This is a genomic window from uncultured Clostridium sp. (genome assembly GCF_963515715.1).
Lineage (GTDB): Bacteria > Bacillota > Clostridia > Clostridiales > Clostridiaceae > Clostridium_AW.
The window spans coordinates 69,144-81,215 of the sequence record NZ_CAUPZS010000020.1 but is presented as its reverse complement, the minus strand read 5'-3'; the positions used below and the strand labels follow the sequence as shown (position 1 = coordinate 81,215).

The 12,072-nt window shown below is 31.2% G+C and carries 15 protein-coding genes and 1 riboswitch; of the genes, 13 read left to right on the top strand and 2 right to left on the bottom strand.

Features of this window, described 5'->3' with window-relative positions; all coding sequences use genetic code 11:
• The first annotated feature begins 83 nt into the window (after nucleotides 1-83).
• From RYO54_RS13910 to RYO54_RS13885, 6 genes are all read left to right on the top strand, one after another.
• Complete coding sequence (locus RYO54_RS13910) at nucleotides 84-413, top strand: tRNA-binding protein (protein ID WP_315119912.1); 330 nt, start codon at nucleotides 84-86, stop codon at nucleotides 411-413.
• A 152-nt stretch (nucleotides 414-565) separates the two neighbouring features.
• A riboswitch (Lysine riboswitch) is annotated at nucleotides 566-747 on the top strand.
• A 116-nt stretch (nucleotides 748-863) separates the two neighbouring features.
• A complete protein-coding gene (locus tag RYO54_RS13905; protein WP_315119910.1) occupies nucleotides 864-1,688 on the top strand; it encodes a transporter substrate-binding domain-containing protein in 825 nt (274 codons plus the stop codon).
• A 64-nt stretch (nucleotides 1,689-1,752) separates the two neighbouring features.
• Complete coding sequence (locus RYO54_RS13900; protein WP_315119907.1) at nucleotides 1,753-2,508, top strand: amino acid ABC transporter permease; 756 nt, start codon at nucleotides 1,753-1,755, stop codon at nucleotides 2,506-2,508.
• Nucleotides 2,509-2,525: 17 nt separating this feature from the next.
• Nucleotides 2,526-3,308, top strand: a complete 783-nt coding sequence (locus tag RYO54_RS13895; protein ID WP_315119905.1) for an amino acid ABC transporter ATP-binding protein — start codon at nucleotides 2,526-2,528, stop codon at nucleotides 3,306-3,308.
• 108 nt (nucleotides 3,309-3,416) lie between these two features.
• Complete coding sequence (locus tag RYO54_RS13890) at nucleotides 3,417-3,779, top strand: VOC family protein (protein ID WP_315119903.1); 363 nt, start codon at nucleotides 3,417-3,419, stop codon at nucleotides 3,777-3,779.
• Between the two features lie 173 nt (nucleotides 3,780-3,952).
• Entirely contained in the window at nucleotides 3,953-5,908 is a 1,956-nt protein-coding gene (locus tag RYO54_RS13885; RefSeq protein WP_315119901.1) for a TetM/TetW/TetO/TetS family tetracycline resistance ribosomal protection protein, read from the top strand.
• Nucleotides 5,909-6,070: 162 nt separating this feature from the next.
• Here the strand turns inward: RYO54_RS13885 and RYO54_RS13880 are convergent, their stop codons facing one another.
• The gene (locus tag RYO54_RS13880; protein ID WP_315119899.1) at nucleotides 6,071-6,700 is read right to left on the bottom strand and encodes a cupin domain-containing protein; all 630 of its coding nucleotides are present in this window, start codon (nucleotides 6,698-6,700) and stop codon (nucleotides 6,071-6,073) included.
• A gap of 284 nt (nucleotides 6,701-6,984) precedes the next feature.
• Here RYO54_RS13880 and RYO54_RS13875 point away from each other — a divergent pair, with 284 nt between their 5' ends.
• The 3 genes from RYO54_RS13875 (at nucleotide 6,985) to RYO54_RS13865 (ending at nucleotide 8,940) form a co-directional block, all read left to right on the top strand.
• Nucleotides 6,985-7,248 carry a hypothetical protein gene (locus RYO54_RS13875; RefSeq protein WP_315119896.1) on the top strand — a complete coding sequence of 88 codons (264 nt, stop codon included), beginning with the start codon at nucleotides 6,985-6,987 and terminating at the stop codon, nucleotides 7,246-7,248.
• 65 nt (nucleotides 7,249-7,313) lie between these two features.
• Nucleotides 7,314-8,120, top strand: a complete 807-nt coding sequence (locus RYO54_RS13870) for an MBL fold metallo-hydrolase (protein WP_315119893.1) — start codon at nucleotides 7,314-7,316, stop codon at nucleotides 8,118-8,120.
• 109 nt (nucleotides 8,121-8,229) lie between these two features.
• Nucleotides 8,230-8,940 carry an epoxyqueuosine reductase gene (locus RYO54_RS13865; protein ID WP_315119890.1) on the top strand — a complete coding sequence of 237 codons (711 nt, stop codon included), beginning with the start codon at nucleotides 8,230-8,232 and terminating at the stop codon, nucleotides 8,938-8,940.
• Between the two features lie 33 nt (nucleotides 8,941-8,973).
• On the opposite strand, the gene RYO54_RS13860 is transcribed toward RYO54_RS13865, so the two are convergent.
• Nucleotides 8,974-9,309 carry a LysM peptidoglycan-binding domain-containing protein gene (locus RYO54_RS13860; protein WP_315119888.1) on the bottom strand — a complete coding sequence of 112 codons (336 nt, stop codon included), beginning with the start codon at nucleotides 9,307-9,309 and terminating at the stop codon, nucleotides 8,974-8,976.
• Between the two features lie 271 nt (nucleotides 9,310-9,580).
• Here RYO54_RS13860 and RYO54_RS13855 point away from each other — a divergent pair, with 271 nt between their 5' ends.
• The 4 genes from RYO54_RS13855 (at nucleotide 9,581) to RYO54_RS13840 (ending at nucleotide 11,864) form a co-directional block, all read left to right on the top strand.
• Nucleotides 9,581-9,754, top strand: a complete 174-nt coding sequence (locus tag RYO54_RS13855) for a hypothetical protein (RefSeq protein WP_315119885.1) — start codon at nucleotides 9,581-9,583, stop codon at nucleotides 9,752-9,754.
• 321 nt (nucleotides 9,755-10,075) lie between these two features.
• Complete coding sequence (locus RYO54_RS13850) at nucleotides 10,076-10,444, top strand: DUF1232 domain-containing protein (RefSeq protein WP_315119882.1); 369 nt, start codon at nucleotides 10,076-10,078, stop codon at nucleotides 10,442-10,444.
• Nucleotides 10,445-10,604: 160 nt separating this feature from the next.
• The gene (locus RYO54_RS13845; protein ID WP_315119881.1) at nucleotides 10,605-11,186 is read left to right on the top strand and encodes a flavodoxin family protein; all 582 of its coding nucleotides are present in this window, start codon (nucleotides 10,605-10,607) and stop codon (nucleotides 11,184-11,186) included.
• 291 nt (nucleotides 11,187-11,477) lie between these two features.
• The gene (locus tag RYO54_RS13840; protein ID WP_315119878.1) at nucleotides 11,478-11,864 is read left to right on the top strand and encodes a VOC family protein; all 387 of its coding nucleotides are present in this window, start codon (nucleotides 11,478-11,480) and stop codon (nucleotides 11,862-11,864) included.
• The last annotated feature ends 208 nt before the right edge of the window (nucleotides 11,865-12,072 follow it).

Below are 12,072 nucleotides of genomic sequence, written 5' to 3'. Positions count from 1 at the left end.
AATCGCTTTCACAGAGTGCGATGGGAGTATTACGGATGGTAGTCATCGGATAAATTTATAATATTGTATAGGAAGGTGTTATTATGGCTACTTTTGATGATTTTATGAAATTAGATATACGAGTTGGCGAGATTGTACAGATTGAATTCTTTGAAAAGGCTAGAAAACCTGCTTATAAATTATGGGTTGATTTTGGAGATGAAATTGGTATAAAGAAGTCCAGTGCTCAGATTACTGAATGTTATAAAAAAGAAGAACTTATAGGTAAGCAAGTTTTAGGAGTAGTAAATTTCCCACCGAGACAAATTGCGGATTTTATGTCAGAGGTATTAGTAATGGGAACTTATTCAGAGCAAGGGGTTGTATTGATTCAACCAGAACGAACTGTTAAAAAAGGAGATAAATTAGGTTAATACATATAAGCCTGCTTGTAATACCTTTTGAATTCTCCAAGATATCACAAAAATATGAAAATTTAATTTAGAAAAATTCAAATCTAGGTTGACAAATGTAAAATGTTGTTGTAAGCTTTATATAACAAAATTTAATAAGACCTCACTTTCACGAGTGAGGTAGAGGCGCGATATTTAACAGTCCTTAGAGGAGCTTGAGAGGCATTGATACTAAGGAGAAGGAAATGTCGCCGAAGTATGTAATATTCTCAGTATTGCATGCTGGGTCTGTAGCTAAAAACTGCAGGACTGTCTCAATAAACTTCCCGGTTTATTGGGTTGTGCTATCTCATTTTAGGGAAAGAAGAGGAATTGGGTATAGGTGTATGCATATTAAGACCTGAGTTCATCTCAGGTCTTTTTTTCGTTCAAAAATATCTAAATAATGAAAAAAATGGAGGAGAAAATATTATGAGAAGAAAAATATCAATGCTTTTAGCAGCGTCATTATCAGCAATTATGCTTTTTACAGGTTGTGGATCTAAAAGTTCAAAGGACCAAGGAGATACATTTAAAGTGGGTCTTGAATGTGGATATGCACCATTTAACTGGACTCAAATGAACGATTCAAATGGAGCGGTAAAAATTGATGGCAATGCAGAATATGCAGGTGGGTATGATATAGAAATTGCTAAGAAAATTGCGGATGGTTTAGGAAAAAAATTAGTTGTAGTTAAAACAGAATGGGATGGTCTTACACCAGCCTTGACTTCAGGAAAAGTAGATGCAATTATCGCTGGTATGTCACCAACAGAAAAGCGTAAAGAGTCAATTGACTTCTCAGATAATTACTATAAATCAAATTTAGTTATGGTGGTTAAAAAAGGTGGAAAATATGAAGGTGCAACTTCAATACAAGATTTTAAAGGAGCAAAGTTAACTGCTCAATTAAATACATTCCACTATTCAGTAATAGATCAAATAAATGGCGTATCTAAACAACCAGCAATGGACAACTTCCCAGCAATGAGAGTTGCTCTAGAATCAGGAATGATCGATGGATACGTATCAGAGCGTCCAGAAGCTATTAGTGCAGAAGCTGCTAACTCAAACTTTAAAATGGTGGAATTTAAAGATGGATTTACTACTTCAGATGATGACACTGCAATTGCTGTAGGTATTACAAAGGGTAGCGAATTAACTGAGAAAATCAATGAAATATTAAAAGGTATTTCAGAAGAAGAACGTACAAAAATAATGGATGATGCTATTAAAAATCAGCCAGCAGCAAAATAGTTCATATTTGAAGCCAGGTATATTTATAGCATTTAGTTTCAAGATATTTTAAAGGAGGAGAATTATGAGTTTTCAGGTGATAGTAGATATTATCAAAGATAACTGGCCAATGTTCATTCGTGGAGCTGGCATTACGCTATTAATTTCTATGATTGGTACTATTATAGGTTCCATCATGGGTTTGCTTGTAGGAATCATACGTACTATTCCAGTTCCAGAACGAGGAGCTAAAAGAATTATTTTAAAAGTTGTAAATACAATTTTATCTGCTTATATAGAAATATTCCGTGGAACACCTATGATTGTTCAAGCTATGGTAATCTATTATGGATCTGCCCAAGCTTTTGGTATAGATATGAATCGACTAACTGCAGCCATATTTATTGTATCTATTAACACAGGTGCTTATATGTCGGAAATAGTTCGTGGAGGTATCGTTTCTATAGATAAAGGGCAGTTTGAAGCAGCTCATGCTATAGGAATGAACCACATTCAAACCATGGTTAACGTGGTGTTGCCACAAGTAATTAGAAATATTTTACCGGCAATGGGAAATGAATTTGTTATAAATATTAAAGATACTTCTGTTCTTAACGTAATTGGTGTAACAGAGCTATATTTCCAGACAAAATCAGTTTCAGGAAATAACTTTAAGTATTTTGAATCCTTCTTTGTTGCCTGCGTATTGTATTTTGTAATGACCTTTACAATAACAAGAATTTTACGTTTTATTGAAAGAAAATTAGATGGTCCTGATAATTACATTATGATGGGCAATCAAATGCAAGTGGCGAGAGCTGAAGATATGATTAGAAATTAGACAAAGGAGGGGATAGTATGGAAAAAGTAATTGATATTAAGCATTTAAGTAAATCCTTTGGAACTCATGAAGTTATAATTGATATTAAACATTTAAGTAAATCCTTTGGAACTCATGAAGTTCTAAGAGACGTTGATTTCTCAGTAAACAAAGGGGAAGTAGTTTGTATCATCGGCTCATCTGGATCAGGTAAATCAACCCTTCTTCGTTGTGTCAACCTTTTAGAGAAACCAAGCGGTGGAGAAATTATTTATAATGGAGAAAATATTTTAGATGATAAGCATGATATTTACGATTATCGTAAGAAGCTAGGCATGGTGTTTCAACAATTTAACTTGTTTAATAATCACAATGTTTTAAGCAATTGTACTGTAGGACAAATGAAAGTGCTAAAGCGTTCTAAAGAAGAAGCGGAAAAGGTTGCAATGAGATACTTAAAAGTAGTTGGCATGGAGAATTATATTAATGCAAAACCAAAACAACTATCTGGAGGACAAAAACAACGTGTAGCTATTGCCAGAGCGCTTTCTATGGAACCGGATGTGATGCTTTTTGATGAACCAACCTCAGCCCTTGACCCTGAAATGGTAGGAGAAGTTCTTAAGGTTATGAAGAAACTTGCTGAAACTGGCCTTACCATGTTAATAGTAACTCATGAAATGGAATTTGCAAAAGATGTATCCGATCGTGTAATATTCATGGACAAAGGAGTCATTGAAGAGGAAGGAACGCCAGAAGAAATATTTAATAATCCAAAAAGAGAGCGTACAAAGGAATTCTTAAAACGTACTTTAAAATAGTAATAAATGATTAGTTACCTGCCTATAATAAGGTAGGTAACTTTTGTATTTATAAAAAACTTAGGGTAAAATTATATATAAGAAGTTAAATAATGAGGAGGGGACAATATGAAATTTTGTTGGAGTACATTAAATGTTAAGGATATGGAAGAGTCTTTAAAATTTTATACTGAAATTGTAGGGCTTCCAATTATCCAAAGATTTCAAGCTGGTCCAGGAATGGAGATAGCCTTTTTAGGAGACGGAGAAACAAAGGTTGAATTAATACATGATAAAGAAGTTAAAGAAGTTGATATGGGGGCAGACATTTCCTTGGGCTTCAAAGTGGAGTCCCTAGATAAAATGGCGGCACTCATTGAGGAAAATGGTATAAAGATTGAAAGTGGGCCCTTTCAACCAAATCCAAGTACGAGATTTTTCTTTGTGTTAGATCCAAATGGATTGACAATTCAATTTGTGGAAAGTAAATAGGGGCTATATCAATGAAATGCACCCCAAATGTTAGAGATCTATAACATTTGGAGGTGCACTTTTTTATTATGTATTTTGGGATCACAAATGGTATACTTATTAAAGAAATATTCTAAGTTTGGTGTTTGTAGATATTTTATTAATAATATGAAAATTACAATGGGAGATAAATTATGAATAAGACAATAGGAATATTAGCACATGTAGATGCAGGTAAAACTACATGTGCAGAACAAATATTATATCATACAAAGAGTATTAAAAATAAAGGAAGAGTGGATCATAAAAACTCCTTTTTGGACAACCATAAAATTGAAAGAGAAAGAGGAATAACAGTATTCTCACAGCAAGGTACTTTTCAGTATAAAGATTCCACATATTACCTTATAGACACTCCAGGACACATGGATTTTTCATCTGAAATGGAAAGAGCTATTCAAGTTATGGATTACGCTATAATTATAATAAGTGGGGTTGAAGGGATACAAGGGCATACAGAAACAGTATGGAATCTTTTAAGAAAACATAATATCCCTATTCTTTTTTTTATAAATAAAATAGATAGAACCGGAGCTAGCATTGAAAATGTAATTGAAGAGATAAGGCTTAATTTTACTAAAAAAGTTTGTTTTATTGATAGGGCATTAAATAATGAAGACCTTACATGTGAACTTATAGAATTTATTGCAGAACAGGATGAATATCTTTTAGAGAAATACTTAGATGACAAATATCACAAGGATTTATGGCTAAACTCCATGAAAAAACTTATTAAAACAAATAAACTTTTTCCTTGTTTTAGTGGTTCCGCCTTACAAGATATAGGCATAGAAGATTTTTTAGAAAACCTAAATACTTTAACTTTTACAGAATATAATGAAGAAGAGAAATTTAGTGGAAGAGTATATAAAATAGGACGAGATGAGCAAAACAATAAATTAACCTATATAAAGGCATTAAGTGGCAGCTTAAAGGTGAAAGATCACATAGAATTAGGCGACCTTGAAAATAATTTTTATGAAAAGGTTAATGAAATAAGAATATATAATGGAGATAAATTTATAAATGTGGATAAAGTTCAAGGGGGACAGATTTTTGCAGTAACGGGTTTAACCTCTGCTAATATAGGTGATGGAATTGGAACTCTAAAAGACAAATTTAAATATGATATGATTCCTACTTTAAAATCAAAGGTTATATTCCAGGAGACATTAAATGCAAAGGAAGTTTTAAGTTATTTTAAGATTTTAGAATCGGAAGATCCCGCTTTAAATATAATGTGGAATGAAAAACTTCAAGAAATTCAGGTTTATATTATGGGTATTATTCAATTAGAAGTTTTAAAGAATTTGATGGAAGAAAGATTTGGCATATTGATAGATTTTGGACCCTGTGAAATATTATATAAGGAAACTATTTTAGAAGAAGTAATAGGCTACGGACATTTTGAACCTTTAGGACACTATTGTGAAGTGCATCTTAAATTAGAGCCAGGGGAGCGAAACAGTGGTATTACCTTTAAAAATTTATGCCATGCAGATGATTTAACTATAGGAAATCAAAATTTAGTAAAAACCCATGTTTTTGAGAGAGAGCATAATGGAATTTTAACGGGTTCTCCTATAACAGATATAAAAATTACACTTTTAACTGGAAGAGCACATAATAAACACACCAGTGGAGGAGACTTTAGAGAAGCTACTTTTAGAGCTTTAAGACAAGGATTAGAAAAAACTAAAAACACTTTATTAGAGCCCTATTATTCTTTTAAAATGGAAGTCTCATTAGATTGCATGGGGAGAGTCTTAGCGGACATACAAAAGTTGAATGGTTCTTTTGAGCCTCCAGAAACCATTTATAATAGGGCTATAATAAAAGGAAGAGGACCAGTTGCAAAGTTTATGGATTACAGCGTAGAGTTTATTTCTTTTACGAAAGGAAAGGGGAAATTTAGCTTTATATTTGATGGGTATGATATTTGTCACAATGAGAAAGAAGTTATAGAAAAGATAGCTTATGATAAAAATGCGGATATTGAGTATACTTCAACTTTGATATTCTGCTCTAAAGGACAAGCGTTTTTGGTTAAGTATGATGAAGCAGAAAAATATATGCATTGCTTAAAATAAATTCTTACCTTAATAACTTTCGAAAAAAGCAAAAGAACATGAAAAACTTATACCTTAGGTGACGGTGATGATTGCTGCAATATTTTTAATCACAATATAAAGAATACCATATTAATTTGAACTTATATGGTATTCTTTATATTCCTATAAGTAGATAAGGCTTTATTCGGCAGCTTCTGCATCTGCTTTAGTTTTGTGAACTGTACCATGAGGGTGATGAGGTGGCGCATAAATAGAGTATAATTTAAGTGGTTTATTACCGGTGTTAATTATATTGTGCCATTTACCAGCAGGTATTAAGATTGCAAAATCATCACAGACGTTTTTTTGAAAATTTAAATTGCATTTTGTATCACCCATCTTAACAATCCCTTGTCCTTCTTCAACACGTAGGAATTGATCAGTGTCAGGATGAATTTCTAAACCTACATCTTCCCCAGGCTTAATGCTCATCAAGGTGAGTTGCAAATGCTTTCCTGTCCATAGAGCAGTACGGAAATTATTGTTTTCTTTAGTAGCCTCGCTAATATTAACTACAAAAGGTTCTGGTCCATAATCTTTTAAGTGAATTAAACTATTATTTTCTGAAGCACGCAAAGAATCACAATCTATATTTTCTTCATCTTCATCAATAAAAGGAGTATATCTATAGGCAAATTGATCCGAAAACTCTGGACCATACATACAGTAAGGACATGCATATCCTTCATAGTCATCATACGTGTTGTCTAATCTGTACATGGATGTGTTCGTGAAATAAGGGCATGGGTATGTTTTGTACATGTTATACATATTTTTCATTCCTTTCATATACTTACATAATTATCATATGTTTTATATCCATATAATGTGTTTCCAAAATCTAAACACTTTTTTATTTTTCATAGTTGCTCTTATTCACTCTATATTGTTTATTTGATTGTAGTGACATTAAATATAGATAATGAAAATTGAATAATAAGGTGTTAAGAAATTATATAATTAATGGATATGTTGGTGTATAATTGTAATATGGTATATAATGTTAACTTTATATGCAGCAAAAAAATTAGTTTTTAGCGAGGGAGATAGACTTGATGAAAAATGAAAAATTTATTAAAAATTGGGACAAAAATAGAAAAAAAGGCAAATCTAAATATATATTGACCAGTCTTATAGTACTTACTATATTATATTGGTCAATAGTTACAGCCCTTATAATAGGACAAGGGAAGGAACTTCATCAATTAACGAAATATTTGCCTGGATTCATTGGGGCAACAACAGGATGTATAGTGGGCTCACCTATAACTTGGAATAGGAATGAAGAAAAATATTATAAATTATTACAAAACAAATAGTAGAAATTTTTATATTTAATATTGCACAATATTCTTATTAAGTATAAATAAAGGAGGGAAAAAAGGTGAAACTAAAAGTTTTGGTAGACAATAATACATACATTGACCAATATTATTGTGGAGAACCTGCTGTTTCATATTATATTGAAGATGAGGATACTAGCTTACTATTGGATGCAGGATATTCTGATTTGTTTCTAAGAAACTCAACTGCATTAGGTGTAGATTTAGAAAATATAAGCACTATTGTTATTTCCCATGGTCACGATGACCACACAAGAGGATTAAAATACTACTTTGAACAAAATAATAAAAATAATATTTCTATTATTGCTCATCCAGATGCATTTAAAGAAAAGTTTATAGAAAATTTAAAAATTTGTTCTCCTATTTTAGAAGAAGAATTAAAAGAAAAATGCAATCTAATTCTTTCAAAAGAACCTATTAAAGTTAGCAAAAATATAACTTTTTTAGGAGAAATACCTCAAATATACCATTTCGAAAATAGAAAACCTATTGGTAAACAAATTGTTGGACAAACTTCAGTTGATGATTATGTAATAGATGATACAGCTCTTGCATATAAAAATGAAAATGGCATCTATATTATTACAGGATGCTCTCATAGTGGGATATGCAATATAATTGAATATGCAAAGGAAGTATGTAAAGATAATCGAGTGTTAGGAGTTATAGGAGGATTTCATTTATTTGAAGTAACTGAACAGGTTAATAAAACTATCGATTATCTAAAACAGAACAATATAAAAGAATTATATCCTTGCCATTGTACTTCATTTGCTGTTAGAGCAGAAATACATAAAGCTTTGCCTGTAAAAGAAGTTGGAGTAGGTTTGGAAATAAACTGGTAAAAGTATAGGAAATGAACCTATGGTGTAGCTAGAGTAATGCATAATATCTTATTAAGCGTCATAATTATTAAAATCTAATAATTAATTATAGATGAAATGGGGGATACAAGTGGATTGCTTAAGTACAGAAATCAGAAAAAGGCTTATTGAAAAAGGTGCCTCAATGGTAGAATTTGCAGATTTGAAAGATATTCCAGAAAACCAAAGAGAGGGTTATAGATATGGAATCTCAATTGCAGTAGCATTGGATCCATCTATAATTGCTGGAATAGGGGATGGGCCAACAAAAGATTATTATGATGAATATATAAGGAAAAATAATCTTCTAGATGAACTTGATGAATATGCAGCGGAGATTATAAAGTCTCATGGATTTAGGGCGTTGCCTAAGGTAAGAAAAAGCGTTACCACAGATAAAACAATTTTAGAAACTACTTTACCGCATAAAACAGTAGCAACTAGAGCAGGAATTGGATGGATTGGAAAGTGTGCTTTACTTGTTACAAAAGAGTTTGGTTCAGCTGTAAGGTTATCCAGTGTGTTAACTGATGCAGAACTAGAGGTGGCATTGCCAACAAATGAATCAAAATGCGGGGCTTGCAATATGTGTGAAAATTTATGTCCAGCCGATGCTGTGTTAGGAGTTAATTGGAAGGTAAATATGGATAGAGATAAGTATTTTAATGCTTTTAAGTGCAGAGATGAAGGACGAAAAAGAAGTGACAAACTTGGAATAGAGGAAAGAATTTGTGGAAGGTGCATATTAGCGTGCCCATGGACACAGAAATATTTAAGGTTAAAAGAAAACAAATCAGTGTAAAAAGATGGAGCCGAGATTAACTCGGCTAAAATTTTATCCTAGTGATGGTGTTACAACCAGCTGCTGATTAGGATAAATAGTATATGGTGGGGTCAAGTAGTTAAACATAATTAAATTTCTAACAGAGGTCCCATATTTTCTAGCAATACTGTAAAGTGAATCTCCAGGTCTAACGGTATATATTATTGCCCTTGGAGGAGACCATGGAATAATGATTCTTTGTCCTGGATAAATACGATTAGGATCAACTATGTTGCGGTTAAACTTTAATATATTTTCTATTGTGGTGATATGATTATGAGCGATATTATGGAGAGTATCACCAGGTCGTACTGTATAAATTGTTGTACCGAAATATGCCCTTGGCATAAGTATCACACCTTTACTGTTTAATAATTTATAATATGCTAATTTGTGTAAAATGGTTAATATTTCAAGGAGAAATAAATAAAGAGCGGATGTAATGATATGAGATAAATACAAAAATATTATTTCTGTTGAAAAGTGAGCAATTTACTAAAATACACTTGTAAGATGTTATGGACTATAGCCTTGTGTTTAAATTATTGTGATAACTAACGTTAGTATACAATATAATTTAATAATTAGTATTAATTGAATTTTTTAGGGAGGAACAATAATGAATAAAGATTTAAAAAAACTTATATTTAAATCTATTGGCTTGGCTATGGGGGTTTCTACGCTTGTTCTAAATATAATAAAGACACTTGAAAGCAAAAGTGCTATAACTTTACTATCTATTGGTTTAATTTGTTTAGCAATTAGTGAACTTGAAAATAAGAAGGAGAGTTAGTACATAATATTCATATTTAACGTAATAATTGAAAAAACGAACAATTTGCTAGAGCACCGCATTATTCAGGTTTGAATTTTGGGGTGTTTTTGTTTCACAATTCAAGAATTTTATGAAGGAATAAGACATGGGTAAATGTAGTTACTGAGATAAAACATATTTAGCTAAGGAGTTAGGCTATAAAATAATAGAAAACTAAATAGTGTTCTTTAAAAACTGGATAATACGGCGTTAAGAAATTATTATAATTAATGGATATATTGATGTATAATTGTAGGATATTATCAAATAAATATAATTTATAAAATGAGGAGATAAAATATGGATTTTAAAGCCAGAGCAAAGAAACTAAAAACAGATATACCTGCTGTATTTATTGCTTTGAAGAAAAAAGAAACTCCTATAATAGCGAAAATCTTTGCAGGAATTGTAATTGGATATGCTTTATCGCCAATTGACTTTATACCTGATTTTATACCAGTAATAGGTTTGCTAGATGATGTCATCATACTTCCTTTACTGATAGCAATTACAGTAAAATTCATTCCAGAAGAAATATTTTCACAGTGTAGGGTTGAAGCAGAAACTTTATGGGTTGGAGGGAAACCGAAAAAGTGGTATTTTGCTATACCAATTGTATTATTATGGCTGTTAATAATATTTTTGATTGTAAAAGTAATTTTGTTATAATTGCATATTAATTTTCTGAATAATACGGTGCTAGAAAATAAAGCTGTTTTACATTTATTGCAAAAGCAATCCTACATTATTATATAAATGTGATATAATTATCATTAATTAAGCCAAAATAGTAAGTTTTTATGAAATATATTTAAAATGGGGGTATAAAATGAAATATTGCATTCTTATGGGTAGTCCGCGTAAAAATGGAAATACGTCCAAGTTATTAAGACCTTTTGTTGAAGAACTTAAACTTCAAGAAGTTCAGTATGATTTGATTTGGCTTTATGATAAACATATCAAACCTTGTACTGCTTGTCGTAATTGTCAAAAAGACTGGACAATTTTTGGATGTGGATATGCTGATGACATGCAGGAAATTTTTGATAAAATATATGATTGTGATGTCATTATTTTAGCTACACCTATCTATTCATGGTACTGTACACCACCTATGAAATCATTATTGGATCGTTTGGTATACGGAATGAATAAGTATTATGGTGATGAAAAAGGACCTTCTCTTTGGAATGGTAAGAAGTTAGCTATTATAACTACCTGTGGGTATAAACCAGGAGAGGGAGCTGATTTATTTGAAGAAGGTATCAAACGATATTGTAAGCACTCTCAACTAAAATATATTGGAATGCTTGCTGAAAGAGATTTTGGATATAAATCTACCTTTATAACGAATGATAAAATTGAGCATTCCAGATTATTTGCCCGACAGCTAGCAAGTGACAAAGCATAATATGGCATGCTTCTTGGCTCATAGTTTTCTTATTTAATATCACAACCAAAAATGAATGATTTACCGACATATCGTCATTAATTGGATTTATATTATTAATGGTATTTTCTATTATATTAATTATAAGAAATATAAATTTTAAAGATAAATAAAGGACTTATAGTAATTTCTTATTTAAAGTTACAATTAAAAAGTGAACAGATTATAAAAACATCGTATTATTCAATCCTGAATAATTGGTTGTTAGAAAATACAAACTATAAAAATTAAAATGGTAAGGGGGAGACTATAATGAAAGCGGAAATTAATCTTATTACAATTTGGACAAACGATATAGATAAGATGAAGAATTTTTATAATCAAGTTCTTGAATTTAAGATTGAAAATGATCTTGGAACTTATGTTGAGTTTAAAAGTAGTGGAGTGCGATTTGCTATTTGCATGAGAGATGTTATGTATGGCTATAGCAATGAATATAAGAAAAAGTCAACTGGTCAGGCTTTTGAACTAGCTTTTCCATGTAAAGATTTGAATGATGTTGATGAATCCTTTACACGATTAGTTGCAAATGGTGCAGTTCCCATCAGTGAACCACAGAATATGCCTTGGAATCAAAGAACAGCATTATTTGCAGATCCAGATGGTAATATACATGAAATTTTTGCAGATATTAAATAAATTATTATTGGGATCGAATTTGAAAATATATTAGAATCTAAAATTAATAGTAATTAGAACACAAATTTCTTATTTAACGTTACAACTGAAAAAAGGAACAAGCTGTAAAAACACCGTATTATTGAAATCTGAATTTTACGGTGTTTTTGCGTTGTGATATGAAAATATTGCGAAGTAACTATTGAAACTAGAGATACGGACAATGTTC